Source organism: Mycobacterium sp. NGS54, from assembly GCF_059812465.1.
The window spans coordinates 103667-129335 of record NZ_JCALCS010000005.1 but is presented as its reverse complement, the minus strand read 5'-3'; the positions used below and the strand labels follow the sequence as shown (position 1 = coordinate 129335).

At 62.8% G+C, this 25669-nt stretch carries 26 protein-coding genes and 4 pseudogenes; 21 read left to right on the top strand and 9 right to left on the bottom strand.

Features of this window, described 5'->3' with window-relative positions; genetic code table 11:
• Positions 1-263: 263 nt before the first annotated feature.
• Both AC5Y5E_RS16495 and AC5Y5E_RS16490 read right to left on the bottom strand, forming a co-directional pair.
• Positions 264-566, bottom strand: coding sequence for a hypothetical protein (locus AC5Y5E_RS16495; RefSeq protein WP_083169594.1), 303 nt, complete (start codon positions 564-566; stop codon positions 264-266).
• A 23-nt stretch (positions 567-589) separates the two neighbouring features.
• The gene (locus AC5Y5E_RS16490; protein WP_426626959.1) at positions 590-2065 is read right to left on the bottom strand and encodes a class I adenylate-forming enzyme family protein; all 1476 of its coding nucleotides are present in this window, start codon (positions 2063-2065) and stop codon (positions 590-592) included.
• 69 nt (positions 2066-2134) lie between these two features.
• Here AC5Y5E_RS16490 and AC5Y5E_RS16485 point away from each other — a divergent pair.
• Positions 2135-2487 (top strand): annotated as a pseudogene (locus AC5Y5E_RS16485) (hypothetical protein); the annotation flags it as partial.
• 66 nt (positions 2488-2553) lie between these two features.
• Here AC5Y5E_RS16485 and AC5Y5E_RS16480 read toward each other — a convergent pair.
• Positions 2554-3507, bottom strand: a complete 954-nt coding sequence (locus AC5Y5E_RS16480; protein ID WP_426626870.1) for an alpha/beta hydrolase — start codon at positions 3505-3507, stop codon at positions 2554-2556.
• Between AC5Y5E_RS16480 and AC5Y5E_RS16475 the strand changes: the two genes are divergently transcribed.
• The 7 genes and pseudogenes from AC5Y5E_RS16475 (at position 3506) to AC5Y5E_RS16445 (ending at position 8186) form a co-directional block, all read left to right on the top strand.
• Positions 3506-4522: a LysR family transcriptional regulator gene (locus tag AC5Y5E_RS16475; protein WP_426626869.1), complete on the top strand. Its 1017-nt coding sequence runs from the start codon at positions 3506-3508 to the stop codon at positions 4520-4522. The genes AC5Y5E_RS16480 and AC5Y5E_RS16475 overlap by 2 nt on opposite strands.
• Positions 4523-4752: 230 nt before the next feature.
• On the top strand, positions 4753-5064 hold the full coding sequence (locus AC5Y5E_RS16470; protein WP_426626868.1) for a hypothetical protein: 312 nt from the start codon (positions 4753-4755) through the stop codon (positions 5062-5064).
• The gene (locus tag AC5Y5E_RS16465) at positions 5061-5489 is read left to right on the top strand and encodes a pyridoxamine 5'-phosphate oxidase family protein (RefSeq protein ID WP_142274864.1); all 429 of its coding nucleotides are present in this window, start codon (positions 5061-5063) and stop codon (positions 5487-5489) included. The genes AC5Y5E_RS16470 and AC5Y5E_RS16465 overlap by 4 nt, the downstream gene beginning before the upstream one ends.
• Positions 5476-5832 (top strand): pyridoxamine 5'-phosphate oxidase family protein, encoded by a 357-nt coding sequence (locus AC5Y5E_RS16460; RefSeq protein WP_083169597.1) that lies wholly within the window; start codon positions 5476-5478, stop codon positions 5830-5832. The genes AC5Y5E_RS16465 and AC5Y5E_RS16460 overlap by 14 nt, the downstream gene beginning before the upstream one ends.
• Before the next feature lie 998 nt (positions 5833-6830).
• Positions 6831-7081 (top strand): annotated as a pseudogene (locus AC5Y5E_RS16455) (acyl-CoA dehydrogenase family protein); the annotation flags it as partial.
• 101 nt (positions 7082-7182) lie between these two features.
• Positions 7183-7923, top strand: a complete 741-nt coding sequence (locus AC5Y5E_RS16450; protein WP_426626867.1) for a FadR/GntR family transcriptional regulator — start codon at positions 7183-7185, stop codon at positions 7921-7923.
• Positions 7920-8186: a hypothetical protein gene (locus tag AC5Y5E_RS16445; RefSeq protein ID WP_083169603.1), complete on the top strand. Its 267-nt coding sequence runs from the start codon at positions 7920-7922 to the stop codon at positions 8184-8186. Before AC5Y5E_RS16450 ends, AC5Y5E_RS16445 begins: the two co-directional genes overlap by 4 nt.
• A 269-nt stretch (positions 8187-8455) precedes the next feature.
• On the opposite strand, the gene AC5Y5E_RS16440 is transcribed toward AC5Y5E_RS16445, so the two are convergent.
• The 3 genes and pseudogenes from AC5Y5E_RS16440 to AC5Y5E_RS16430 form a co-directional block, all read right to left on the bottom strand.
• Complete coding sequence (locus AC5Y5E_RS16440) at positions 8456-9247, bottom strand: TetR/AcrR family transcriptional regulator (protein WP_426626866.1); 792 nt, start codon at positions 9245-9247, stop codon at positions 8456-8458.
• A 168-nt stretch (positions 9248-9415) separates the two neighbouring features.
• A complete protein-coding gene (locus AC5Y5E_RS16435) occupies positions 9416-9856 on the bottom strand; it encodes an enoyl-CoA hydratase/isomerase family protein (RefSeq protein ID WP_232078541.1) in 441 nt (146 codons plus the stop codon).
• Position 9857: 1 nt separating this feature from the next.
• Positions 9858-10052, bottom strand: a pseudogene (locus AC5Y5E_RS16430) (hypothetical protein); the annotation flags it as partial.
• A 374-nt stretch (positions 10053-10426) separates the two neighbouring features.
• Between AC5Y5E_RS16430 and AC5Y5E_RS16425 the strand changes: the two are divergent.
• On the top strand, positions 10427-11206 hold the full coding sequence (locus tag AC5Y5E_RS16425) for an SDR family oxidoreductase (protein WP_083169607.1): 780 nt from the start codon (positions 10427-10429) through the stop codon (positions 11204-11206).
• A gap of 71 nt (positions 11207-11277) precedes the next feature.
• On the opposite strand, the gene AC5Y5E_RS16420 is transcribed toward AC5Y5E_RS16425, so the two are convergent.
• Positions 11278-11523 carry a hypothetical protein gene (locus AC5Y5E_RS16420; protein ID WP_499903998.1) on the bottom strand — a complete coding sequence of 82 codons (246 nt, stop codon included), beginning with the start codon at positions 11521-11523 and terminating at the stop codon, positions 11278-11280.
• Positions 11524-11954: 431 nt separating this feature from the next.
• Here AC5Y5E_RS16420 and AC5Y5E_RS16415 point away from each other — a divergent pair, with 431 nt between their 5' ends.
• The 3 genes from AC5Y5E_RS16415 (at position 11955) to AC5Y5E_RS16405 (ending at position 16877) form a co-directional block, all read left to right on the top strand.
• On the top strand, positions 11955-12638 hold the full coding sequence (locus AC5Y5E_RS16415; RefSeq protein ID WP_083169611.1) for a TetR/AcrR family transcriptional regulator: 684 nt from the start codon (positions 11955-11957) through the stop codon (positions 12636-12638).
• A 320-nt stretch (positions 12639-12958) separates the two neighbouring features.
• The gene (locus tag AC5Y5E_RS16410) at positions 12959-15415 is read left to right on the top strand and encodes a CaiB/BaiF CoA transferase family protein (protein WP_083169613.1); all 2457 of its coding nucleotides are present in this window, start codon (positions 12959-12961) and stop codon (positions 15413-15415) included.
• 331 nt (positions 15416-15746) lie between these two features.
• Entirely contained in the window at positions 15747-16877 is a 1131-nt protein-coding gene (locus AC5Y5E_RS16405; protein WP_158086202.1) for a spirocyclase AveC family protein, read from the top strand.
• Between the two features lie 17 nt (positions 16878-16894).
• On the opposite strand, the gene AC5Y5E_RS16400 is transcribed toward AC5Y5E_RS16405, so the two are convergent.
• Entirely contained in the window at positions 16895-17131 is a 237-nt protein-coding gene (locus AC5Y5E_RS16400; RefSeq protein ID WP_426626864.1) for a hypothetical protein, read from the bottom strand.
• Positions 17132-17202: 71 nt separating this feature from the next.
• Here AC5Y5E_RS16400 and AC5Y5E_RS16395 point away from each other — a divergent pair, with 71 nt between their 5' ends.
• Positions 17203-18057 (top strand): alpha/beta fold hydrolase, encoded by an 855-nt coding sequence (locus AC5Y5E_RS16395; RefSeq protein WP_426646463.1) that lies wholly within the window; start codon positions 17203-17205, stop codon positions 18055-18057.
• Between the two features lie 250 nt (positions 18058-18307).
• Here AC5Y5E_RS16395 and AC5Y5E_RS16390 read toward each other — a convergent pair whose 3' ends face one another.
• Positions 18308-18925 (bottom strand): TetR/AcrR family transcriptional regulator, encoded by a 618-nt coding sequence (locus AC5Y5E_RS16390; protein ID WP_426626862.1) that lies wholly within the window; start codon positions 18923-18925, stop codon positions 18308-18310.
• A gap of 351 nt (positions 18926-19276) precedes the next feature.
• On the opposite strand from AC5Y5E_RS16390, the gene AC5Y5E_RS16385 reads away from it, so the two are divergent.
• The 8 genes and pseudogenes from AC5Y5E_RS16385 (at position 19277) to AC5Y5E_RS16350 (ending at position 25488) form a co-directional block, all read left to right on the top strand.
• The gene (locus tag AC5Y5E_RS16385; protein WP_426626861.1) at positions 19277-20416 is read left to right on the top strand and encodes an amidohydrolase family protein; all 1140 of its coding nucleotides are present in this window, start codon (positions 19277-19279) and stop codon (positions 20414-20416) included.
• Positions 20417-20421: 5 nt separating this feature from the next.
• A complete protein-coding gene (locus tag AC5Y5E_RS16380; RefSeq protein ID WP_426626860.1) occupies positions 20422-21618 on the top strand; it encodes a thiolase C-terminal domain-containing protein in 1197 nt (398 codons plus the stop codon).
• Positions 21615-22055 (top strand): Zn-ribbon domain-containing OB-fold protein, encoded by a 441-nt coding sequence (locus tag AC5Y5E_RS16375; protein ID WP_426626859.1) that lies wholly within the window; start codon positions 21615-21617, stop codon positions 22053-22055. The genes AC5Y5E_RS16380 and AC5Y5E_RS16375 overlap by 4 nt, the downstream gene beginning before the upstream one ends.
• Before the next feature lie 15 nt (positions 22056-22070).
• Positions 22071-22282: pseudogene (locus AC5Y5E_RS16370) on the top strand (hypothetical protein).
• Positions 22283-22299: 17 nt separating this feature from the next.
• Complete coding sequence (locus tag AC5Y5E_RS16365; protein WP_083176667.1) at positions 22300-23118, top strand: mycofactocin-coupled SDR family oxidoreductase; 819 nt, start codon at positions 22300-22302, stop codon at positions 23116-23118.
• 154 nt (positions 23119-23272) lie between these two features.
• Positions 23273-24022: an alpha/beta fold hydrolase gene (locus AC5Y5E_RS16360; RefSeq protein ID WP_083176665.1), complete on the top strand. Its 750-nt coding sequence runs from the start codon at positions 23273-23275 to the stop codon at positions 24020-24022.
• Between the two features lie 413 nt (positions 24023-24435).
• Positions 24436-24801, top strand: a complete 366-nt coding sequence (locus AC5Y5E_RS16355; RefSeq protein ID WP_083176662.1) for a hypothetical protein — start codon at positions 24436-24438, stop codon at positions 24799-24801.
• 372 nt (positions 24802-25173) lie between these two features.
• Positions 25174-25488, top strand: coding sequence for an acyl-CoA synthetase (locus AC5Y5E_RS16350; RefSeq protein ID WP_083176671.1), 315 nt, complete (start codon positions 25174-25176; stop codon positions 25486-25488).
• The last annotated feature ends 181 nt before the right edge of the window (positions 25489-25669 follow it).

Genomic DNA, 25669 nt, shown 5'->3' with positions numbered 1-25669 from the left:
ACCCCCGCAGCGGTCTCCCCCCTTTCGTTAATCTCAAGATCGGTACCGTGCTTTTGAGCCTCTTGGTCTAATGACCGGGCGCGCCAGCCCTGCGAGAACGTCGAAACTGAGGGTGTGTCCAGGGTTTCTCGCACTTGTCCTGCGCAACCTCAGTTTCGGCGTGAGTGGCGCAATGCGCAGAGTGGCTCAGGACACCTAGCTGACCGGCAATGGCGCCGAAGGTGAAGCTACTGCGGAGTACGGGACAAACTCCGCGCGATTGACTAATCGCTGGCGGGCAGCGGTTTTGCCTCTTTGAGCGCCAGCGAAGTGTTGCCGACACTCAAGGCCCCGACTCCGGCCTTGGTGACCAGTACTTCGGCGCCAGCGTCGTCGACGTAGCGCTTGCCCATCGTGCTGCCGCCGGCGAAAGCCGGGTCCAGGTCGGCGTGCGGTGACTTCTCGGCGTCGAGGGACACCATCGGCAATCCCCCACACCGCAAGTCATCGAGACTGTCGGCGGACCGCACAACGATGACCTGTGTGTCGCATACCTGGCTCTGCAGCCGGGTTCCGTTCTTGATCATGTGCAGCTCCTTGGTTTTCGTGACTAATGCTGTTCAGCCGCAATCCGTAGACTTTCAACGATTTCGCGGCGGAGCACCTTGCCTGTCGCTGTTGTCGGCAAAACATCGCGGGTGACGATGCGGTCAGGGGTGCGTGACCCCCGTAGCGTCTTGCGAACGAACTCGCGCATCTCTTCGACATCCGGTTGCGCGCCCGGCTCGGGCACCACGATCGCGACGATGATCTGCCCCCATTCCGGGTCATCCGCGCCGACCACCACCACCTCGTGGACGTCGGGATGCTCGACGAGCACGTCCTCGACCTCCGCAGGGGCGATGTTCTCACCACCGCGGATGATGGTGTCGTCGGATCGGCCACCGATAAACAGATAGCCGTCGTCATCGAGCATCGCGCGGTCCCTGGTGGGAAACCAGCCGCCGTCATCGAGCACCGAACCGATTCCTGTATATCGGCCCGATACCTGTGGCCCCCGTACGAACAACTCCCCCGTCTGACCGGGTGGGAGTACAGTGCCCGCCTCGTCGCGGATCTGGACCTCGATCCCGGGCACCGGCCTGCCGACTGACCCGAGCCGGCGCGCCACGGCCGCCTCCGTCGAGCCGTGGGCCGTGCGGTGGTCCTCCGGTGTGAGAACCGCGATGGTCGAGCTTGTTTCCGTGAGTCCGTATGCGTTGACCAGGCCCACATGCGGCAGCAGGTCCATGGTCTTACGGACCAGCGGTAGCCCAACCTTTGAGCCCCCGTACGCGAGAGTGCGCAGCGTCGGGAGATCCGTCGGGCTGGCCTCCAACTCGGCGATGATGCGGTCGAGCATCGTCGGCACCACCGTCGCAGTCGTCACTCGCTCGTCGCGCACCAACTGTGACCATTCCCGCGGATCGAACTTACACAGGTAGACGATCCGTCGGCCTGCGTAGAGATTCGACAGCGCCGCACCAACGCCGGCGATGTGATAGGGCGGCACACACACCAGTGCCGCATCGTCGGCGTCAGCGGAACCGAATTCGACCGTGCCCGTGACGTAACCGGTCAGATTGCTGTGTGTCAACTCCACGGCCTTGGGCTGAGAAGTGGTACCTGAGGTGAACAAAACGATCGCCACATCATCGGGATCGGCGAACTCCTCAAGGGGTTCGCCCGCGCGAGCGGCTTCGATGAACTCCTCCGACGTCACCACCCGCTTACCCGCACCCGCGACCAGTTCCACATACGGCGGGTCCGCGACCACCAGCGGCGCCTGCAGACGTTCGATCAACTGCTGCAAACCGTCCGCGCTCAATCGGTAGTTCAACGGCGTGAACGGAACTGCGGCCCGCGCCGACGAGAAGATCAGCAACGGCAGCGTGAGCCCGCCGGTGCCGACATAGGCCACGTGCTGAACGCCGGACGCGCCGATGACTCCGGCCCCCCCGCTCGCGAGCCGGCTCAACTCCGACGTGGTCAGCCGTGTACCACCGCCGACCACGGCCAGACGATTGGGATCGCCGGAAACGGCCATCTCCAGCAGTAGTGCAATGCTCAACGCCCTGACCCTTTCGAATCCGATATATAGTTATAGACTTCCTGTCTGCAAGAGTCCAAACCGGACCGTCGAACGAGTACCACGAGCAGCACGTCAGAGACCGCGATCATCGGCGTCGGGCTCCGTCCTTTCGGTCGCTACGAGGGCCGGTCTGCGGTGGAGATGGGCGCTGTTGCGATCGGCCGCGCGCTTCGCGATGTGGGTGTGCAGTGGTCGGATGTCGGCAGCCCATACGCAGGCAGCCTCGAAGGGGCTAATCACGAGGCGGTCACCGGACTGGTCGGAATGACTGGGGTGCCCGCGCATGCGACCCTGAGGGGTGCGCCACCGGCAACTATCTGCTCACCGTGGCCGCGTGGATTCGCACCGGCCGCGATGTCGCAGCGGGTAAGAGGGAATAGCCCGTCCGACGTTTTCGCCCAGCGCGCTTCCGCCAGCCGGGCGTCCCAGGCATGAGACGACCCTCAAGTCACTGTAGGAACCCACGCGGCGATGCGATCCCACAACTCGCGCCGGTGGCTGGCGAAGTTGTGGCAGTGGCCCGATTTTGGCACCAGGTGCAGTGTCACATCGGCAGAGCCGGTGTAGTTGGCAGGTTCGATGTATGGATTGGGCGACACGTCAATCGCTGCGCCGAATGCGAGGAACACCGGAACATTCACTTGTGGCGTGTAGCGCTCGACGAACCCCGGCGTGGCGACCTCTGCACCTGCGCGCACCGGCACCCGACTCTGCGCGGCGGTGTCGGCGTCGATTACCCGCTGTGGTACCTCCCCGGCATAGAACATGTCCTCAAGATCTAACCGCGGAACGTTCATGTGACTGTCCAGCGGACTGGCACCCGAGAGCTGGCAAGCCAGCGACATCGATTGCTTAACACGGCTCTCGAGATCGGCGGCATCAATCCTTTCTTGAAAGACGTTGGCGATCTGCACCCCGTAGCCGAGCAGCGCCACCGCGTCGTAGATACCGGTGTTGGCCTGCACCATCGTGGTCAGGCATGCGCCCATTGAATGGCCCACACCGACCAGGGGAGCAGCCACCCGCGAAACGCCGTCGATGAGGTCGCCGTTACGCAGGCCTTCACGGACCTGCCGGGCCACCTCCGCGTCGCCGGCGGCCAGCAACTCCAGCCCTAGCTGGCCGGATGCGGTCGGGTCAGTGCTCTCGCCGACACCGAGATGGTCCAGGGCGATGACGACAAAGCCAGCCTCGGCCAGGTGCTCTCCGAAGCTGTAGCCGGGGTGCCCGTCAATCTGCATGTGCCAATAGTGCTTGTCATAGAGTCCGCCGGGCAGACACAACAGGGCGGCGACCGCATCGGCGGGCCGCGGCGGCAGGAAGACCCATGCCGACTGGACCAGCCGCTCACCGGTCCCGACCCCGGCCGTCACATCGAACGTCAATGGCGTTGGCATGGCACATATCGTCGAAACCGCCGCCACCGTTGTCCAGTGCGTTTTGCACATCACGACGTTGCCCGAACCGCAACGCGCAAGGCGTATCGAGTGTCAAACTGGCGCAGTGGAACTTCACCACCTGCGCTGTTTTGTTTCGGTTGCCGAGGAGCGGCACTTCGGCCGGGCAGCCCAGCGTCTACATCTGAGTCCGGCACCGGTCAGCCGAGCGGTGCGGGCGCTGGAGAGCGAGCTCGGGGTGGCCCTGTTCATCCGCGGCCACCACAACGTGCGCCTCACCGCCGCAGGCTCGGCGCTTCGCGAACGCGCCGCGGAAATACTGCGTCACGCTGATTCCCTGAGCGACTACGCACGATCGTTCCGGCATCGTGCGAGTGCTATAACGATTGGTGCATTCCATCTTTCGCCGCCAGCCGTGCTCGACCGCACGGTGGTTGCTCTGCGCAACCTAACAATGTGGGATGTCAAAATTGAGCTCGTTGAACCGGGCCAGCTGCCGCGCCGGCTCGCGGCGGGCACACTGGACTTCGCGTTGCTGAACCCGACGCCCGACTGCGACCACCTGCCGCACCAGCCGATCGCCGTACTGGACTACGTGCTTGTCATGCGCGGCGACGACCCGCTGGCCGCTTGTCAACACGTCGACTGGGCGGATATCAGCCGACGTGACGTGACACTGCCACCTGATACGCCATTTCCCTCAGTGCTCAACGACCTGCACGACTTCATGGTCTGCCACGGCGTCACACAATTCGACCGCATCGACAGCCTCGACGTTGCCGCGATGGCCAGCCGAATCCGCACCTATCGCAGTGTGATTCCATCGCTGAGCCTGGAAGCCGGCGGGCCGTGGCGGGTATTCGACGACCCGGCGTTCGCCGTGCGCCGGTTCCGCCAACCGCCGCCGCCATACGTCCTTTCACTGGCGTGGAGCCCCGACACCCCACAGCGGACGGGCATCGACCCAAGGGACGTCCTCGCCTCGGTCGCAGAGCCCGGCGCTCTCACAAAATAATGGATCGCCATTTAAGCCCATCGGACACCGACCCCGCTTGACTCCTCGCGCGACAGCATCCAGTCCCCCACATATGAGGCAATGCATGGCAATCGCTCACGTGAGGTTTCGTGTCAGGCGAGGGCAATCCCGCCCATCGCGATCGGCGTGATATCCGCCTGAAGTGCCCGGGCCGCCCTCGTGCCAGGTAAGTTGAGCATCACAAATTGCCATCCGCCGAAAGGAAGACCATGGCAAGCGACGACAGAGCGCCGGCCGTCCGAACACGCGAAAAGCTCGACGAGGACGACCACGACCTATTGAATTTCGGGGAGGCAGGCCAGCGGCTTCGCTTGGAGATCGCGTTCGGTGAGCGTCATGAAAGACGTCTCGATCAGTCCAGCTCTGGCAACAACCTGTCGAAAGCCCCAACTCTCCTGAAGGCGCTAGGCATTGCAGCGCAACGCATTCGACGCATCGGATCACCGACGAGAACTCCGAGAAATTCTTCGGCCACTCAGGCAATACCAAGCGCAACCTACCCCGCCGAGGCCAACAATTGACGGTCGCATTCCCCGAATGGTGCGTGAACGGCCAACCGGTTTCGATGTTTCTCTTCATGAGGCGACCCGACGACACGGTGATCGGATACCCCATGACCGGCACTCCACGTGACGGAGCCATCGAGTTCACGACCTATCGCAGGGCCGCGAAAGCCCGCTATCTGGCAGCGGACGATCGCGTCTGCGTTGTCATCGTCAACTACGACGATCCCGCCGAGGGCGTTGCCTTGTGGGGCCGCAGCCGCCTTATTGATCCGACCGCGTTCATTCCCGCACGACCCAAAGCGGGCCCGACAGAGGTGCCCGATGCCGTAATAGACACCGTTCGCGAGCGATTGCAAGATGGTAAGCGAGTCGTGTACCGAATCGAAGTCGATCAGTCCCGACCCTCCCGGAGGGTGGTCGCCGCCAATGCCGAAGCCTGATATCCGCATGGACGCGAAGGAGATCGACGATTTTCTGTCGCGATGCGAAATCATGGCGGTCGGCACCGTCGACGCCGATGGCTGGCCGACGGCCACCCTCACTCATAGTGAGTTTCACACAAGAACGCTGCTGCTGCGCTTGGACCCGATTGATCCCGTCGCCGTAAATGCCGTTGCACGCCAACAGCTCTGCTGTGTCGCCGACGAGCATCAGAGCTACTACGAGATTCGAGGCGTAATAGTGCACGGCCACCCGAACTTCGTCGACAAAGCTGTTCGTGTCGACATTGAGCGACGCACGGGTTTCGATTTCGGAAAACTCCAGCGGGATGAGTCCGTATGAGCGCAGTGAAGCAGCGGCGAAGTTCCCGGCGTCGTCCTACGCGATGACCGAGCAGGCCCCGCGCCATCGCCGTACGGTGTCTCCGTCGACTTCGGCGAGGTCACCGAACTGTTTGATTCCCAGTTGATCACATCCTCCTTGTCATCGGGTCGGTCCGTCGGGGCATGATCGCCCGATGCAGGGCGCGTTCGACCTTGACGCGGATAATCTCGTCCCCAAGGTGATCCGCAGGGCCCGCAAACCCAACACCGCACAGCGACGACGGCAGACACCGCTCCCGCAGCCGACGCCCCGTGGCATGCAAGATTCGTTATCCCGCAAGCTATCTCGGCCTGCCATCTTGTTCCGGTCGGAATGCGCACTGTCGCGGCCGGCTTTCCAATCAGACGGCCACCGGACAGAACGTCGATGTGGCGTTGATCCACAGTGACTCGACTGATCGCGTACCGGATCCCCAAGTACATCGCGGCAGCCACGGCAGCGCGCGCCTGCGGGCGGTCGATAATGCAGCTCGCCATTACGCCAGGACGTTTGCACGTGAGAGAAGTGGGCCCACATAACCGTCGTCACCGAGACGGGGCCACCGTTGGCAACGCGCCCATCGTCGTCCCGAGCCGCGGCCGTCATCACCAGAATGGAAACGACCGCAACGAATCACACCGCCACCCCTTGCAGCTTCGGGTCCATTTCCTCCGCGTGCCACCTGGCGTTACTGCGCAGTCGCCTTGCTCAAGCGTCGAACCGGTCGCTATATTTTTGCGGAATAAACAAACCCTTTTGAATTTGACAAGATCCAGGTTGACTCCATCCGGGGATCATCCTTCTCACGAGATCGAATCGATCCTTGACGAATACGGCACGTACCTCGACGCCAGCTGACGCATCGATGGTTCACGAGGCCGACCGACGACATTGCGGCTCTGCAATCGCAGTTCCGTGCCTTCTTGGACCACCGTCTTCGCAATCGCCGATACGAACGCCCCACTCGCCGACGCTGGACGTATCTCGACCAGTGCATGCTGCGATCAACGAGGGCACCTCTCCGACGCCGCCGCGGCGGGCCTGAAATGGTGGACCTCCGAGGAGCAGTGGGAGATCACCGAACCGGTGCCGGCAGCTTCACGGCGGCTACGGCTACATCAACGAATACGAGGTGGCGCGGCGGTGGCGCGACTCGCGGGTGCAGCGGCTTTATGCGGGCACCACCGAGATCATGAAAGACCTGATGGGTCGGGCGATGGGCTTTTGACGATGAGTTTGCTCACTGAGTGGGCGCATTAGCGGTTTGAGCAGGGCCGTTCGGCTAACCTTCAAACAGTTAGTTGATTACGACTACGGTGGAGGGTCGATATGGAGGTCACCAGCCTTCGCGAGCCGAAGATGGCCGATCGCGTGGCCACGGTGCTGCGCAGGATGTTCATCCGCGGCGAGATCGCCGAAGGGACGATGCTCCCTCCGGAGTCAGAACTCATGGAGCGGTTCGGCGTGTCGCGGCCGACGCTGCGCGAGGCATTCCGCGTTCTCGAATCGGAGTCACTCATCGTCGTGCAGCGTGGCGTGCGTGGCGGCGCCCGTGTCACCCGACCGCGACGCGAGACGCTTGCCCGTTATGCCGGGGTGATTCTCGAGTACGAGGGCGTGACGCTCAAAGACGTCTACGACGCGCGAATTGCTCTCGAGACGCCGATGGTCGTGCAGCTGGCCAAAGAGCGCAACGCAAAAGTGATCGCGGAGTTGGAGAAGATCGTCGAAGCCGAGGAGCAGTTGAAACCGGGCAGCGACGCCGTGGTCCAACTGACGGACTTCCACGCCGCTATCGCACGGCTGTCGGGCAACAGGACCTTGCAGATCGTCAGCGATATGCTGCACCACATCGTCGAGAAGGCGAATCGCTCGCTGCAGCCCACCGAAGGTGCTCGCGCAGAGCAGGCGGTCCGCCGGTCCGCGAAGACACACCGCATGGTGCTGGACCTGATCAAGGCGGGCGAGGCCGAGAAGGCCGGCGAGCTGTGGAAAAAGCACCTGCAGAAGGCGGAGGAATTCGTGCTGTCGGGTTCCGAATTGTCCACCGTCGTCGACCTTCTCGAATGACAGATGTCAGCCGGGAAGCCGGCCACGACATCGAGACGCCGATCCATCTCCTACGGCGGTTCGGGATCGAGGTATTGATCGCTCATCGAAAGTCCGCCGTCGTGGAGATGCGGATGCCGCTCGCGGACATGGGCAATCCTTTCACTAACCTGCCGACCGTCGGCCCTCTGGGCGTGCTCATCGATGCGGTCAGCGGACTGTCCAACCGCTTCCGGCATCGCGACACCGAGTGGACGGTGTCCACCGAATTAGCATCGAACTGACCCCTAGAGAAGCGAGCGAGCGACCGAGTCAAATGCCTCTCTCGCAGAACTGATGGCCGTGGATCCCATGCCGCCTGCCGACGTTTTGCGAGTCCTGTGCCAGAACGTAGACCCGTTCCTCAACAATGCCGTTGGCGTCATCGACGGCAGAATCGGTCTTGTGGCGTAGCGGGTCCGGTGGGCATCGGACGCGGCACTGCCGTCGCCGACGCACGTGCGGTCGGAGACGACGGCAGGCCCGCGGTGACGGGGCGCGTCACCGCCTACCGCTAGCGGTCCGTCGGCCCCTTGACCTGGCGGAGCGTATTGCGGCTGCGTTGGACTTTGGCAATGATGTCGTCGGCAGTGGCCTTCCACACCAATAGCGACGCGTCGCCGTTCCGATGCTCACTCCCAGCGGTGATCGCCGTGGTGAGCTTGGCGACGCTTGCGATCGCTCTGCGGCGCAGGCGCGTGCTAGTGAATGCCTTCGGTCGGACATGCGCCGTGTTGGGGCGCCCAAGAACGCAGGCGAATGCGCGCAAACACATGTCGGTAAGCTCAGCCCGCGAGATACTCTGCGACTGAACCCATTTCACACTGGCTGACCGAACAAACGCCAACCAGCCCTCCACAGCGATTTCGGTGGCACTGCGCGCCTGTCCCTGCGCGACGAGTTGATCGATCAGGCGTTGGCCCACAACGGTGAGCTCCTCGGAGATGATCGCCTGAATTGCCGGGTCATACGACAATACGCCGCGGTTGATCGCGATGGCTTCAAAGGGATGATCGAGAAACGACTGGATGTGGGCCTCGAGTCCGGTGGCAAGCTGCTCTGCCAGCGGCAGTAGCGGATCAGGGCTCACGCGTGCCAGGAACCGGTCGCTAGCGCGCTTTAATATTGCCACGTACAAGTCTCGCTTGCTCGGAAAATGGTGGTACATCAACGCCCTGGACACACCCGCGCGCGCGGCGATGTCCTCGATTAAGACGTCTTCATACGGCATTTCCGCGAACAATGCGGCTGCCGCGTCGAGCAGCTCTTCACGCCGCTGCCGCGGTTCTAGCCGGCGTCGTGTCACTCGACGCCCTCGGCCAGATCACATCGCCGACGGACCACTAGCGGCCACTTCTTGGATCGAGCAAGGAATGCGGCACTCGTTCCTTGAACTCGGCTGTCGAGAACGACGTCAATTGATCGGCGAGCGCGTACTCCAGGACACCTTGAGCAGCCTGGGCAAGGTGCATATTCAGCGCCACCTTCGACGACCGCAGAGCCTGCGGCGGCAGTGCGGCGAACCGCTCGCCGAGTGCCAGCGCCTCCTCGAGCACCGTGTCTCCGAGCACGACCTTGTGACCAGATTCAGCTTCTCCGCGAACGGCGCCGTGATCCGATTGCCAAGCGACACACACTCCTTGGCTTTCATCATGCCGATCAGCAAGGGCAGCATGGCTGCGCCGTCGTCCCCGGCAGTGAGCCCAACCGCGACGTGCGGGTCGGCCAAGTAGCTGTTCTCCCGCATCACCAGCAGGTCGGACAACAGAGCGATCGGACAGCGCAGCTCCACCGTCGGCCCGTTGACCGCGCAGACCAGGGGCTTCGCGAAGTTGATCACCCTGAGGAAGACGGTGCGGGCCTCGTGAATCTGAAACGTGCGCGCCACCTGATCCTCGATGAGGCGGCCGAACATGGACAGCGCCGGTGCCGCCTTCGATGAGAGGAAAGTCGCGGGAGACCAGGACCACGCGACGGGCAACAGCATTAGCGTCGGTGGCCCGGTCGGCCGCCACGGCCATGGTGAGCGCGTCCTCGTCGAATCCCTTAACGCGCCGGTCGCCCTTGCACCATGTCGGGGCATAAGTGCCGATCGAGATGACGTTGCTCATGGTTCCTTGCTCCTGGGCGACGGGACCGTCGCGATCGTAGATCAAATAAGATATATAGTTATAGCATTTAAGAGCCGGTGCGTCCGTACCAGCGGGCGAGAGGAGCCCAAGACCGTGCACAGTTCAGGTTCTCGCACTCTGAAGGACCGCGTGCTGGTGGTGACCGGTGCCACCCGTCGCATCGGGCGCGAGATTGCGGTGCGTGCCGCAGCCGATGGCGCCGCGATCGGCGTCACCGCTGAACATCCGTTGCCCGTAACACCGCGCGCGCAGAGCATGAGCGTCGGCTCGGCCGGATGGCCCTTACTGCTGCCAATCCGTGGGACCTAGTGATCGGCAATTTATGACCGCGCAGTCAACTAAAAGGAGAACTAGTGACAGTCGAGAAATTCAACGGTGCGTCCGCGATCGTCAGCGGCGGCGCGGGCGGCCTCGGTGAGGCCGCGGTGCGGCGATTGCACGCCGAAGGCCTCGGTGTAGTGATCGCCGACCTGGCCGTCGACAAGGGCAAGGCGCTCGCCGACGAGTTGGGCAGCCGCGCGAGCTTCGTTACTACCGATGTGACGAGCGAAGACTCGATCGGGGAAGCCATCGAACAGGCCCACCAACTGGGCCAGCTGCGGTATGCCGTCGTGGCCCACGGAGGATTCGGCGTCGCCCAACGCATCGTGCAACGCGACAACAGCCCGGCTGATTTCGCCGCCTTCGCCAAGACCATCGATCTCTATCTCAACGGGACTTACAACGTCGCTCGGCTGGTCGCCGCTTCAATCGCGGCCGCGGAACCCCAGGCCGACGGCGAACGAGGCGCATTGGTGCTCACGGCATCCATCGCCGGTTATGAGGGTCAGATCGGTCAAAGCGCTTACGCTGCGGCGAAAGCCGGTGTGATCGGATTGACGATCGCCGCCGCGCGAGACCTCAGCTCCGTCGGCATTCGGGTGAACACAATCGCCCCCGGGACGATGAAGACGCCGATCATGGAGTCGGTCGGAGAAGAGGCGATCGCGAAGTTTGCCGCTAATGTGCCGTTCCCCAAACGGCTCGGGACTCCTGCTGAGTTCGCCGACGCGGCGGTCTTCCTGCTCACCAACGGGTATGTCAACGGTGAAGTCATGCGTCTTGACGGCGCACAGCGATTCGCTCCTCGCTGAGTGCTCGCACATCCGGTCCGCCGGACTGCGTCGTGCCTGAAATTATCAAAACAGTTCTATTATTTCGGCCGCTACACGTAGCATCCGTGGTGCGGCTCACACCGTGCCAGACGGCGCGGCACGTTCAAGTCGATCGAAGGCAACGACGAAAGCTTTATGGCCTGGCTCGACAGGCGCGTCGTCTCTTCATCGCCGTCGCGGCCGCAGACAGGGACGGTCGCATGCCGTCGAATGCGCGCCGCCGCGCCGACCAATGATGTCACGCCGATGGTGACCGAGAACCCCGCGCGGTTCATTTCCGCGGCGAGCACGAGCAAACCCAGCGAACCACGTCACTCATCGGTCATGTGGTCGTGCGAACTGGAGACCTCTCCAGACGCCGGTGTGCGTGAACGTCGATGCCGAGTCGTGGCGCATCGGAGGGATCCGTCCGGCGACGTCGGTGGTCCGCGTTGGGCCACGTGACAGTCGACATGGAGGGTTTTCGCCTTCGCCCTCGGCGTTCTTGTTCGTGCCGAACATGTGTTCGGCCGCCGCTTGGAAGCCATTGCCTGACTTCAGGTCCGGATAGCGGATTCGCACGAGTGGTTCAGGTCTTCGTCGTTTCCCCGCAAGGGTTCTCTTTTCTAATGGCGGGCATATACCTATGCCAACGACGCTACTTTTAATGATAGGACATTATTGAATGCTGAGATAACTGACAAAAGATGGTTCGGCGCAAGACGCTTTGACGCCGCAGAGGAGAACGATGGCAAGTCTCGATAGGGACGTACCCAGGGTGCCGCGGCGTCGTAACGCGTCGGGCGAGTCGACGCGTGTGATGCTGATGGAGGTGGCCGAGCGGCTGTTTGCCACGCGTGGCATTGAGGCAGTGACGTTGCGCGAGATTCAGGAGGCCGCCGGCCAAGCGAACACATCGGTAATTCGCTATCACTTCGGCTCGCGCGACGGGCTGATCCGCGCACTCATCACACACCGTCAGAGCCGACTCGGGGCTTTGCGGCAGAAGATGCTTGCGCAGATGCGGGCGGAAAGGAAGGAGGCGGACCCGCGCGCAGTGGTGTGGTTAATCGTCCGACCGATGGCGGACAGTATCCAGGCGGGCGAGATGTTTGCGCCGTTCCTCGCGCGGCTTGCCGAGGATCCCCGCGCAAAGACCGACCTGTGGCCCGATCACGTTGACGACGACTGGACGCAAGATAAGCTCGAAGAATTGGTCGAAGCGGCGCTTCAGGACATCCCGCACCGTGTCCGCCGCGGTCGCACGTTCCAGCTGTATATCAGCGTGATAAACGTTTTGGCGGAAGCGGCGCGATCCGGCCGCCTCGGCGATGCGCAGTTGCACAACTATGTCGACGGATGGGTCGGCTTGCTGACCGCGCCGGTGTCATATGAAACCCGTGGCCTGCTATCGGATCCGCGCGACGACTAAAGTCTGGCTGGCATACGTCGCCGAAGAAGACGGTCAGTGCCGCGAGATCCAGATACTCTCAAGGCATGGTCCAAGTGATGCATGTCAAAGAGCAGATCGAGATATATTGCGGTCGCTAGCATTTCGTCGTGAAAGAAACATCACTAGCGAGCGGGCTGTACGCCCATCGGCTGCGACGTTCGACCTGCAGTATGACCTCCGACGGCGCTGTCCCGGGGGGCCGGAGAGGCCCACTAATAATGCTTTGACATTAACCTTCTGGGGTGCCACGCTGGCATGACACATGTCACACCATGCGTCTTGTCCCTTGAGGAGCGTTTATGACAGCAGCAAGTCCGGCACAGGAGCGGCCCCTCGCTGATTTGCTGGTTGTCGATTTGTCCACCACCCTGGCGGGCGCATACGCCTCGCAGTTCCTCGCCGATTGCGGCGCCGAGGTGATCCTGGTGGAACCGCCCGACGGCAGCTCCGTCCGGCAGCTCCCCGGATGGCCCGCACTGTTACGCGGCAAACGTTCAGTCACGCTCGATGTCCACGAACCTGCCGACCGTCGACGACTGTGGCAGCTGCTAGAGAGCGCCGACGTGCTCGTGACAACGGCGCGCCCGGCGGACGGGGGCCGCCTCGGACTCACGCCCGATTTGCTGACGCAGCGCTGCCCCAGACTTGTGCACGCGTCAATTACCGGGTGGGGATCGAAAGGGCCGTGGCGGAACTACAAGGGCTGGGAAGCGTTGGTCCTGGCCAAAATCGGAATCATGCACGAGAAGCGTGGCGTCACACCACGAAAGGGGCCTGCCTACGTTTCGGCCACCTATGCCTCTTGGGGAGCGGCGCACGCCGCCGTGCAAGGAATTCTGGCAGCACTGATCGAGCGGGATTCCAGCGGTCGCGGTCAAGTCGTCGAATCCAATCTCGTAACGGGGGTGGGTGCGAACGACACGTGGAACTGGTTCAACGAATTGGTGCTCAACCGGTACCCGGGCGCCTTCGAACCAATGGGCGCCGTGTACGACGAACAGAGCCGCCCGCTGATCCATCTGGTGTATTCGGTCTTGGTGGCCCCGACCAAAGACGGTCGCTGGTTGCAGTTCGCCCAGGTATCGCCCCGGTTGATGCATGCGTGGCTGACCGAGCTCGACCTGTTGACCGAACTTGCGGACCCGAAGTGGGAGGGCTTTCCCATGCTGCCCACGCAAGAACTGCGCACGGAATTCTGGGACCTGATGATCGGACGGGTCAGACAGCGCACTCTTGCCGAGTGGCAGCAGGCTTTCGATGCAAACGAGAATCTAAGTGCCGAGATTTTCCGCACACCCAGCGAGTCACTGAATCATCCCCAGACTCTTCATCAAGGCCGCGCTGTGACTGTGGACGACCCCGAGCTTGGCCCGGTGCGCCAGCCGTCGACGTTGATCCACTCCGATGGCCAGCCACTCACGGCGTTGCGTCCAGCTCCGCGCGTCGGGCAGCACAATGCGTCAGTGTGGGGGTTGCGCCGGGAGTCGCCCAGCCTCGCTGCTGCTGACGACGTCGCCGCGGGGCTTCCCCTGTATGGGGTGACGATCCTCGAATTCGGTTCGATGTTCGCCGGGCCCTACGGCGCCACGCTGCTTACTGACCTCGGTGCGCGGGTGATCAAGATCGAACCGCTCGATGGCGACAACATCCGAGGCATGCTTCCCTTCCCGGAGGCTGGTGGCGCAAAGGTGCTGCAAGGCAAGGAAAGCTGCGCGGTCGACTTCACCAAACCAGAGGGGCTCAGCCTGGTATACGAGCTGGTAAAGCGTTGCGACATCGTCGTTCAGTGCTTCCGCGGGCATGCAGCTGAACGGGCCAAGATCGACGAAGCCACACTAAAGGCGATAAACCCCGATTTGGTAGTCCTGAGCACCTCCGGCTACGGACTCGACGGGCCATTCGGACATCGACCCGCGTACGCTCCATCCATCGCTGCGGCGTCGGGTCTGGCCGTTCTCGACAGCGGCGACGCAATGCACCCGCCGACCGACCTAGATGATCTGCACCGCACGGCCGCCACGCTGTTCTCCGGCGGAACAATTTCGGCGGTGCAGGCCGACGGTATCGCCGCATTGGGTGTCGCCTCTGCATTGCTCGTGTGCCTTTACGCGAAGCGGCGCGGCATCGATATGCACCACACCGAAACAACCATGCTGGGCACGGTTCAGAACGCGCTGATCTGGTCGAACATCAGCTATCCCGACCAGCCGGCGGTGCCGACAGCCGACGCGGAGTTCCTCGGCCTCACGGCCCTCTACCGGCTGTACCGCGCCGCCGACGGTTGGGTGTTTCTCGCCGCGCCCCTGGCGCGAGAATGGGAACCTTTCGCGAAGGCCATGCAGTCCTACGTCGACCTGCTGGCCGACGAGCGTTTCGTCGACCCCGCATCACGCACACACAACGACGACGTCTTGACGCACCTCTTGGAACAGGTCTTCCTGGCAAAGACCAAACTCGAATGGGAGCGAGAGCTGACCGCACAGGACGTCGGATGCGTCGAGGTCGCCGAACGCAATTCGGGTACCGTCCTACAAAGTGATACGTGCCGCGATGCTGGGTATTCTGTGGAGGCCGACAGTCCCATCTTCGACAAACATCTTCGGCTGGCACCCCTTTATCGGTTCTCCCGGTCGTTGACAAAGGCCAGCGGAGGCTGCACCACGGGTCAGCACACGGCCGCAATTTTGCGCGAGATCGGCATCGATGACAACCAGATCGCTGATCTCCGGTCGCGAGGCATCATCGCATGCGGTTAAAGGTGTCGACGGGCTTGCTTTGTTGCCGCGTGAGGCGCCAAGCCGGCGCCGTCAGCCCACGCCGCCCTGTCGGCAGTGATCACTTGTTTCTGGTCTACGACAGACTCTCTCCGTAATTAGCCAGTTGGCATGTTCGCAAGACAGGCGTCCGACGTCTCGCCTTGGGCACCAGCTCTCGTGCACTGGGTTTGGGCTCGCCCGAGACAAGAACGAAGGACAGACTGGGCGCCGCGCCGACCGCAGTCACGCTCGCCGGGCTATTGATAATTTCTAGTACTTGGTAGATTCTACCTTTCGGACGGTTATGCGCGATAATGCAAGGAGGCGTTGTATGGCTACGCTCGAAGTTGAACCGTCGCGAGGGTCTGCTGCCGCCAAGATGAAGAGGGCGCCGCGGGTTCGCACCATCTCCCCGATCGTTGTCTGGGCGACAGTCGGTGGGGCGTTTGTCACCCTGGCCATCTATGTCGCGGCGAGCTGGATCCTGGGCGGGCGCGCCACGCCGACACCGATCGGTGACCACAACCCCAGCTTGGGTAAGGACCTTAGATTCTGCATTGCGTTCCAGGTGTTCACGGTGATCACGGTCGTCGGCACCCTGGTTTACGTTGGACGTCAGTGTATTCGCGAAAGGCGCTTGACGTTTGACGCCATCCTCATCATCGCATATCTGTTGCTGATTCAATGGGATCCGATCCTGAATTACGTTGTGCCGCAGTTCTCGTATTCGTCGTTGATGGTGAACTTCGGCTCGTGGACCACCGACATGCCCGGGTGGGTGTCCCCCCGCGGCAACCTCATGCCCGAGCCCACCATCCTCATCGGGGTCGGATTCATCTGGAGCGCTGCGCTGTGCATGATCGGGTGCGCGTTCCTGCGCAAATTCGTGATGAGGCGGTGGCCACAGACAGGCAAGCTGGGTGTCGTTGCGTGGTCGATTGCCTTCATGGCAGTCATGGATCTCAACGAGGTGGCCCTCACCAGTTTGCACGTCATTGCATATCCAGACACCGTCGGATGGTTGACGCTGTTGAAGGGCACGACCCATCAGTTCCCTCTTTACGAACCGCTCGTGTGGGGCGCCCTTGGCTGGGCGCCGTTGATGGTGCTGCGGTTCTACCGCGACGACCGCGGTCACTCGGTGGTCGAGCGGGGCGTGGAGCGGCTCAATGTATCCAACAAGACCAAGGTCGTCCTGCAGATCCTGGCCGTCGCAGCCGTGACCAACATCGGTTACCTCCTCTATAACGTCGTGTTCATTTGGATTGGCCTGCAAAACGATAACGACAACTGGCAGATGTATCCCTCGCATCTGAGAAATGGGATGTGCGGTCAGGGAACGCCTTATCTCTGCCCGGACCCAGCGCATGGGCGGCCGATACCGACCGGCGGTCAGCCAGGTTCGCCGAACGACATTCCAGGCGATGGCAGCACATGGGTCGACCTCTACCTAGGCCGATAGCGCCATCGGTTATAGGGCTACTCCAGCTCGTGGGCAGTCATCGAAGGGGAATATGACGTCGCGGACGAGTCCAGGATTGCTTCTATGCAGATGAGTTCAATGCGGCCGACGCACCCGATCCTGCCGATCCCGATGTCCATTTCGGTGTTGCACCCGAACAGATCGCCACCGAACTGCTCGAACCCTGCGAACAATTCTTCTGCCACGCCAGTCCCATCGTTCAAGCCGAGCTGCGCCAATTCCTTACCGAACATGGTCGTCCCAGTGGTATCGGGTGGTTCCTTGACACTCTCGGCTTCACGACCTTGAACGGCGGAGCGAGGGCGTGACGTGGGATTCCGTGGTGCTCGTCGACGGGCACCGAGTGGGTGTCCAACGGTTTGGGTCGGTCGGTGGGTGGCCGCTCGTGTGGTGCCACGGTGGACTGAGTTCAGCGCTGGACGCCAAGTTCTTCGATGCCGCCGGCAAGCAATGCAGCGCCGATGTCATCGCGATTGATCGGCCGGGAATCGGACGCAGCGACGGCTGCGACCTGCCCACGATCGCTCACTGGCCGCAGCTGGTCGAACAAATCGCCAATTCGCTTGGCCTGAAAGACTTTGCGGTCGCCGGGTGGTCAGCCGGGGCCCCGTACGCACTGGCCTGCGCGGCGGCGATGCCGCACCGAGTGCGCGCCGCCGCCACGCTGGCTGGCATGGCCCCACTCGAGACCATCCGGCAGGTGTTCGAGTTGAAGTTGTGGGCCGACCAGGTGCTCATCCCCGCGGCACGATGGTCGGCCCGCGCTGCCGCGGCGCTGGTGTGGCTGGGCCGTTGGGCACCTGACCGCTACCTCGCACGGGAGATTCGCCGAACGGCGGGCAACAGGGACCGAGCGGCACTCAACGGGCAGCCCGTTGAGTGGGTCATCGCCGCACTGCGGGACGCCACCGCCAGAGGGGCGCGCGGAACGGCCGAGGATTACCGACGTTTCGGCGGTGCCTGGGGTTTTGACCTGGGCACGGTCCACCAACCGGTGACGATGTGGCAAGGAGAGCAAGACGTTCTCCTGCCCATGAAACATGCTCATCGACTGGCAACCGCACTACCTAACAGCACCCTCAAAGTTGTTGCGTCGTCGGGACACTACCTTCCCACCGTCATCGCCGGTGAAGTGCTCAACGACCTCGCGCCGCGATAGCCGATCGACTACAGATCCCTTGCCAAGGTCTCGGGGCACAGCGCCGAACCTCGCGGAATACCCAGGGGTGGGGCCAAATTCCTCCGTCGCGGTGGGGCCGTTTTACCGTGACACAGCCGACGCAGTGATGCCATTCGCACCGGAGTGCACTACACCCAGTTGGCCAACGGCGCGAAACGGTGAAAGTCACTCGTACCGCGAGTATTAAGCCGAAGTGGAGACAACGATAGGCCGTCAATTCGCCCACGCGTCAGACTCGCTCAGATCCGACCGCCCCAATTCCCCGGAGGATGAAACCTAGCAGTTGATCGACCTCCACGGACACGTCGGTGGTGGCCTTCCTTTCAAACCGGTTGACGAACGCTGCCTCGAAGGCCGCACGAATCGACCTGGCGTCGGCTTCCGGGCTGCATGCGGTAAAGGTGCCATCGGCTTTGCCGCGGTGCAGGATGGCTGCGAGCGCCGCCTCCTCGGCCTTGACGAATAACTCCAGTTCGCCCCAGTACCCCGGCGTGCGGCGCATCTCTTCCGAGTAGAACGTGGCCATGCGTTTGCGTCGCCGGTGATCTGACACGATCTCGAACATGTGCTCCATCCAGGACCGCAGAGCATCGATCGGGGTCTCAGCCTTCGCGACGACCTCACGCAGTTGCGCAAGTACCGCCTCGCGGTCCCGCCGGAACATCTCCAACAGCAGGTCATGCTTGGTGCTGAAATTCCGATAGAAGGCGCGCGTTCCAAGCCCCGCCTCGTCGAGGATCTCGGTGATTGATGCGGACGAGCCCGAATTGCGATCCAGGCAGCGATAGGCCGCATCAATAATATGCCTGCGCTCCGAGGCGCGGTCGACGGTTCTGCTCTCAACCACGGTCTATTGCACCGTCATCCTGCGATTCGCGGGTCGTCGCGTCATCGTAGCCGAACTCTCGAAGCACAGTGCCGGTGTGATGGCTGCCCGGCAGCCGTCGAGCGGCCGGCGGCCGTCCGAGGGTGACCCCACCGGCTCGGCCGCCAATGATGTCGACTGCACTGCTTGTGAAAAGTGCATTTTCGCGTGTAGACGCGTCCACCGCAAATCTCGTGACACTGATCGCAGCGGCTACGATCGCAGATATTGGAGCTCATTCCGATGCGAGCTGGTTGACATGACGCGACGCATGCCCATAGCCTATCTGAAAAATAGTTTTTCGCAGTCAAACCCGGATGGGCGGAGGACCTTATGGCGAAGATATGGGCGAATTCCGGCGACTCGCACTTCCTGGAACCCGACGATCTCTGGCGGTCTCGGCTGCCCAAGCAGCTGGCCGGGTTGTGTCCGCGAGCGGAGAAGGATCCCGACGGCGAATACGAGACCGTCTTCGTTGACGGCCAGGTGTTCCGTCGCAAGCTCCCATCGTCGGCGCTAGTGGACTTCGCACAGATGAGCATGCGGGCGCAGGGAAACCGCGATGCCAGAGCTCGGCTCGCTGACCTCGACCAGGAAGGTATCTGGGGCGAGGTCATCTTCCCGTCACTGGGCATGTGGGCCTCATCGTTCCGGACGCCGGAGTTGCTCAAGGCGTGCATGCGAGCCAGCAACGAGTGGGCGCTCGAGGAGATCGTGGCGGTATCACCGCGCTACGTAGTCACAGCGCAGGTCTCCACCCTGGTGGTGGACGACGCGGTCGATGAGATGCTCTGGGCGGCCGATAAGGGGTTCAAGGCGATCTTCCTGCCGACCACCCCGCACCCCAGCGCTCCGGACTGGCATCGCGACGACTGGGAGCCGTTGTGGGCGGCGGCCGAAGAGGCCGGCATGGTGCTTGCCTTCCACATCGGCACAGACCCCGTCGAGGTGACGGCCGCCAACAGCGTGACCGGCGGAGCCGGTCTGGTGTATCGCGGCCCCGGAGGAGCCATCATGAACTACGCCGAGACGACGTTCTCCGGTCAGCGGGCGACCATGAAGCTGGTGGCATCCGGCGCACTGGACAGGCATCCGAACCTGAAGGTTTTGATCTCCGAGGGCGGCGCGACATGGGTTCCATTCCTCGGCGACCGGCTGCTTGAGGGGTACCGACAGCACCACATGGTTGTTCGGCCGAAGTTGAGCCGCAGCCCGAAAGAGATCCTTTTCAACCAGGTCTATGCGTCCTTCCAACACGACGAGACTGCGGTGCAGGCGTTCGAACACATGGGCTACCGCAACGTCATGTTCGGCAGCGACTATCCGCACATGGAGGGTACGTTCGGCCACACTCAAGACACGCTGAAGACGCTGTTCGACGGTGTGAGCGACGAGACGCGGCTGCGCATCACCCAGGGGGCGTTCTTCGAACTGTTCCCCGACGTGCCGCCCGTCGCCGCCGAGAGCGTCTGAAGCCAGTGCCGAGAAACGGTCTTCGCGATGTCGCGATCGTCGGTGTCGGTGCGACGCCGTACTTCAAACGTGGTGGGTCGCTACCGAAGACAGTCACCGAACTAGCCGGCGACGCGATTCTCGCCGCGTGCGAGGACGCGGGCCTTTCCGTCCACGACATCGACGGGTTCGCCTACTACTCCGGCGCGAGCGCTGGCTACACCGAGAAGATGGACACCGCCGACTTCGTGGAGACTCTCGGCATTCCCGAGATCCGGTTCACCGCGGCGCTGACCTCCGGCGGCGGCGGTTCTGCGGGGGCGATCGGGCTGGCAAGGGCCGCCATCGTCGCCGGCGATGCCTCCGTAGTCGTGACCGTCATGGCGTTGCAGCAATCCAAACAACGTCTGGGATCGGTGTTTTCGGCGATGCAGCCCGATCCGATCAACTCGTTCCTGCAGCCGTCAGGCCTGTTCGGCCCGGGCCAGCTCATGTCGGTGCTCGCTCGTCGGCATATGCATCTGTACGGCACGCGGCGGGAAGCCTTCGCAGAGATCGCGATATCGACGCGTGTCAATGCGATGAATCGGCCGAACGCGATCCACCGGGAGCCCCTGACGCTCAAGGACTACTTCGACGCGCGCATGATCGCAGACCCGTTGTGCCTGTATGACTTCTGCCAGGAGACCGACGGTGCGGTCGCCGTCATCACGACGAGCGCCGACCGCGCGCGCGACCTTCGTCAGCCACCAGTTCCGGTGATCGCCGCCGCCCATGGTGGAGTCAAGGATTGGGGTCGCGCGTTCGCGTGGATGGGCATGCCCGACGAATACTTCGCGTCCTCGGGAAACAAGCCGATCGCCGAGCGGCTCTACCGCCAGGCCGGAGTCACCTCTGAAGACATCGACGTGGCACTGCTGTACGACCACTTCACCCCGATGGTGCTGATGCAACTCGAGGACTATGGGTTCTGCGAGAAGGGCGAGGGCGGCGCGTTCGTGGAGAGCGGAGCGATTCGCTATGACGGTGGCTCCATTCCACTCAACACCCACGGCGGCCAGCTGTCGGAGGCCTACATCATCGGTATGACCCACATCATGGAAGGAGTTGAGCAGATGCGCGGCACCGCGATCAACCAGGTGCCCGACGCCGAGCTGGCGCTAGTCACCGGCGGTCCGGCCAGTCTGCCCGTCAGCGGCCTCATCCTGGGTCGGGCAGCATGAGCGCTCCTCCGGCGACGTTGGCGACGACGTTGCCCGGCGAGCACGTCCAGATCGCCGTCAATAAAGACACCGAACCGTTCTGGCACGCAGCCAAAGAAGGGCGGCTGGTCGCGCCCCAGTGCGCCGACTGCGGCAGCTTCCGGCTCCCGCCGACGCCGTTTTGCCCGGCTTGTCAATCAAAATCAATCACCTGGATGGAACTCAGCGGTGAAGCAACGGTGTACAGCTTCGCGGTGGTACACGGTATCCCGGGCATGCCTGCGCTGACGGTGGTGCCCGCCGTGGTGGATCTCCCCGACGCACCTGGTGCCCGGCTGGTGAGCAACATCATCGACATCGACCCCGCCGACGTGACCATCGGAATGGCGCTGCGCGTGGACTTTTCGCCGATCGCGGACGGCTGGATGCTTCCGGTGTTCCGCGCCGTCCACAGGTGATAGGAGCGACTGCGCATGGCTGACGACGACAGCGCCCTGCACGAAAAACCGCTGGAGTTCCTGGCGAGCATCGCGAACACCGGCGGCGATTGCGACGGCCAGGCGATCCTGCCGGAAACGGGCACTTCCGGGCCTCGTGTTCGTGCGGCAACTGGAGCATCGAAGTCCAGACGTCCGAAGAAGGCCTCCGATTAGCGCGCCTGCACACCGGAAGTCCGGAGAACTGAGAGATTAAGGAGAGATCGTGGGAAGTTTGGAAGGTAAGGTCGCCTTCATCACCGGCGCCGCCCGGGGGCAGGGTCGCGCCCATGCTCTGCGCCTGGCCGGTGAAGGCGCCGACATCATAGCGCTGGACATCTGTGCCGACATCGACTCGATGGACTATCCCAACGCCGCACCGGCCGACCTCGATGACACAGTCAAGCTCGTCGAGGATCTGGGGCGGCGAATAGTGGCCCGCCACGCCGATGTTCGAGACGCCGATGCCGTCGACGACGTGGTCCGCGAGGGTGTGGACGAGTTCGGTCGGCTCGACATCGTGGTGGCCAATGCCGGCATCGTTCGACTCACTGAAGGCTCGCAGCGACGCCAGATCTTTCGCGACATCATCGACGTGAACCTGGTCGGCGTGTGGAATACCGTTGAGTCGGCGATCCCCGCGCTCATCGATGGTGGTCGCGGCGGATCGATCGTGATCACCAGTTCGAGTGCCGGTTTGAAAGCCACCGGCACCGGGCGCGCCGGTGGCCAAGCATACGCCGCCGCAAAGCGGGGTTTGGTCGGCTTGATGCAGGTGTGGGCCAACCATCTCGGCCCGCACTCCATCCGTGTCAACACAATCCATCCCACCGGAGTGGCGACCGGGATGGTGATGAACGAGACGATGGCCAAATTGTTCGAAGCCAACGACGTAGCGGTTGCGGCGATGCAGAACGTGCTGCCGATCCAGATCCTGCAACCGGAAGACGTGGCCGGAGCCGTGGCGTGGCTGGTTTCGGATGAGGGCAGGTTCATCACTGGCACCGCTTGGCCGCTGGATGCCGGCTTCGCGGTGCGCGCGTAGGGACAGGGGAACCTTTCAGAACATCAACCCATGCAGGAGGCCATAGTGATTAACACCGTCGGGCTTCATCGGAGCGGGCCATATGGGTGAGCCCATCGTGTTGCGCCTGCTCGACGCCGCCAGCCGCGTTCCGCGGTTCCGCTGAGGACTTCAGATGCCGCTCCCCGATTTGGTTCTCGTCCATGGTGGCCAGCATGCGGGCGACTGCTGGGATCTGACGGTCTCCGAGTTGCGCCGCCAGGAACCAGAACTCCGCATCCTCGCGGTGGACCTTCCGGGTCGCGGCTCGAAGCCAGGTGACCTGACCGCAGCCACCATCGGCGCCTGGGTCGACTCTGTGGTCGCCGATATCGATGATGCGGGTTTTGGCGAAATCGTCATCGCCGGCCACTCGATGGCGGGGGTGACGGTACCCGGGGTGGTGGCCCGGCTGGGCTCTGCGCGCGTCCGTGAGATGGTTCTAGCGGCGGCGTTCGTGCCGCGTCAGGGCGAAGCGATCACGGACACGCTCGACGGTCCACTGGCATGGTTCGCTCGGCGCGGCGCGGGAAAAGGGAAACCGCTGAAAGTCCCGTCTTTCGTTGCGCGCTATGCGTTCTGCAATGGGATGACCGAAAAGCAGCGCCAGTTCGCGATGGCACGGCTGTACCCCGACACGGTGTCGATAGCGATTGAACCAGTGGACCGACGTGACCTTCCGGCGGACATATCCCGCACCTGGATCCTCACCACACGCGACCGCGCACTGTCCGTCGCGTCCCAACGGCGCAGTATCGATGCTCTGGGCGGGGTGCAGACCATCGTCGAGGTCGACTCGTGCCATGACGTGATGATCAGCCAGCCGATTCGTACAGCGCAGATCCTTCTCGACCGGTGCCGTCAATACGTGAATTCGGTCGGGTGATCGCGCCGTCTTATTTCAGATGGAGCAGCTTGGCATCGTCGATACCCACCCCTCGAATCACCTCGTCGGTGTCTTCGGCGAACATCGGCGATCGGCGCGCAGGAGTGGTTCGAAGAACCGCGCCTTATACTTCTGGATGCAATGGGAACAATTCCATTCCGCCAACCGATTTCGGCCATCCGGGAGCGACCGGCTTCCCGTCGACCAGATCGGAGTGCCATGCGGGGGCGTCGTCGCCGGGTCGCTCGCCAGTCAGGGGCCGTGGTCACCCGGGAATGTTAACTGGTTACTGACCATGCCAAGCGACGACGAAGCGGTCCCGACACACGAAAGGCTCGACGAGGACGACCGCGCAAGAATGTATAAGGTCACCCGAATTGACTATGGCAGTCGACTGTCATAATGTCCCTTTCGTGGCCAAAAACGTGCTCGTCGTGCTGAGCAATCCAATCGCTGACGAGGACGATGCCTTCAACAAGTGGTACGACAACACGGGCATACCCCAGGTCCTTGATGTACCCGGAGTGGTTGCGGCGCAACGGTATGCGATCTCCGAGGTCAACGTTCCCGATGACCAGGAATTGCCCGCCGTGCTGCCACCCCCGACCCACCGGTACATGGTGATCTATGAACTAGACCGTGAACCCGATCAAGTGATGCAGGAATTCCTTGCAAGGTCGATGGCAGGAAAGTTCACGCTCGGCGAGACGCTGGACCTGGGCACGATCTCGCTCACCGGTTGGACGCCGGTCGGTGAGCGCCGGCTCGCGAAATTGTAGGAGGCCCGTGAGCGAGACCCTCGACATCTTGCACACACAACGAGACTCCTGACGGCTCAATCCGACGCGATTACCCGGAGGCCGCCGACGCAATCGCGGGCGCGATGCTTGTCGTCCCCTGCCGGGTCGCTTGCTTTTCGTCAGGACAGAATTCATCGGCGACACCCCGGCATCTGAAATGGGACGAGAAGGCCAGTGCTACCGAACGATTGGGTCACAGCGCATAATCTCGAACCGCGCGGCCTGGCTAAGTTCCGCGCTCACGCAGCGCTGGCGGATACGCGCTGGAGCGCCTGTCTGGAGCGCCTGTCGGTCCGCCCCGAGCTCGGTACGATAGGGCATCACTGATTGCCATCCCCCGAAAGGATGACCATGGCAAGCGACGATGGAGCAGCCGCCGTCCCAGCACGCGAAAGGCTCGATGAGGACGACCACGACCTATTGACTTTTGGAGAAGCAGGCGAGCGGCTTCGCTTGGAGATCGCGGCGGCCGAGCGCGACGTCGTGCATCTCGAGCAGACCGACTCCGCGGACGGCCTGTCGAAGGCTCGGGCCCGTTTGGAAGCGCTCCGCGCGGCAGCGAAACGCAATTCGGCACACACCATAAACGACGAGAACTTCGAAAAGTTCTTCGGTTACGCCGGCAAGGCTAAGCGCGACCTGCCGCACATCGACCCGACCAATTGACGGGTGGGCTATCCGGACAGGTGGGTGGATGGCCGGCCCGTTTCAAAGTATCTTCTTATGAGGCGACCGGAGCACACGGTGGTCGGATACCCCATCACACCGACACTCCAAAAGGACAGAGCCATCGAGTTCTCGACCTATCGAAAGGCCACGAAACGCGCTATCTTGCCGCCGCCGATCG

Excerpts from the sequence above, each read along its gene's own strand:
- AC5Y5E_RS16495 (WP_083169594.1), bottom strand. The coding sequence starts at position 566 with ATGATCAAGAACGGAACCCGGCTGCAGAGCCAGGTATGCGACACACAG.
- AC5Y5E_RS16490 (WP_426626959.1), bottom strand. The coding sequence starts at position 2,065 with ATGGCCGTTTCCGGCGATCCCAATCGTCTGGCCGTGGTCGGCGGTGGT.
- AC5Y5E_RS16475 (WP_426626869.1), top strand. The coding sequence starts at position 3,506 with ATGGCACATATCGTCGAAACCGCCGCCACCGTTGTCCAGTGCGTTTTG.
- AC5Y5E_RS16480 (WP_426626870.1), bottom strand. The coding sequence starts at position 3,507 with ATGCCAACGCCATTGACGTTCGATGTGACGGCCGGGGTCGGGACCGGT.
- AC5Y5E_RS16470 (WP_426626868.1), top strand. The coding sequence starts at position 4,753 with ATGGCAAGCGACGACAGAGCGCCGGCCGTCCGAACACGCGAAAAGCTC.
- AC5Y5E_RS16460 (WP_083169597.1), top strand. The coding sequence starts at position 5,476 with ATGCCGAAGCCTGATATCCGCATGGACGCGAAGGAGATCGACGATTTT.
- AC5Y5E_RS16450 (WP_426626867.1), top strand. The coding sequence starts at position 7,183 with ATGGAGGTCACCAGCCTTCGCGAGCCGAAGATGGCCGATCGCGTGGCC.
- AC5Y5E_RS16445 (WP_083169603.1), top strand. The coding sequence starts at position 7,920 with ATGACAGATGTCAGCCGGGAAGCCGGCCACGACATCGAGACGCCGATC.
- AC5Y5E_RS16435 (WP_232078541.1), bottom strand. The coding sequence starts at position 9,856 with ATGTTCGGCCGCCTCATCGAGGATCAGGTGGCGCGCACGTTTCAGATT.
- AC5Y5E_RS16415 (WP_083169611.1), top strand. The coding sequence starts at position 11,955 with ATGGCAAGTCTCGATAGGGACGTACCCAGGGTGCCGCGGCGTCGTAAC.
- AC5Y5E_RS16410 (WP_083169613.1), top strand. The coding sequence starts at position 12,959 with ATGACAGCAGCAAGTCCGGCACAGGAGCGGCCCCTCGCTGATTTGCTG.
- AC5Y5E_RS16405 (WP_158086202.1), top strand. The coding sequence starts at position 15,747 with ATGGCTACGCTCGAAGTTGAACCGTCGCGAGGGTCTGCTGCCGCCAAG.
- AC5Y5E_RS16400 (WP_426626864.1), bottom strand. The coding sequence starts at position 17,131 with ATGTTCGGTAAGGAATTGGCGCAGCTCGGCTTGAACGATGGGACTGGC.
- AC5Y5E_RS16385 (WP_426626861.1), top strand. The coding sequence starts at position 19,277 with ATGGCGAAGATATGGGCGAATTCCGGCGACTCGCACTTCCTGGAACCC.
- AC5Y5E_RS16375 (WP_426626859.1), top strand. The coding sequence starts at position 21,615 with ATGAGCGCTCCTCCGGCGACGTTGGCGACGACGTTGCCCGGCGAGCAC.
- AC5Y5E_RS16360 (WP_083176665.1), top strand. The coding sequence starts at position 23,273 with ATGCCGCTCCCCGATTTGGTTCTCGTCCATGGTGGCCAGCATGCGGGC.
- AC5Y5E_RS16350 (WP_083176671.1), top strand. The coding sequence starts at position 25,174 with ATGGCAAGCGACGATGGAGCAGCCGCCGTCCCAGCACGCGAAAGGCTC.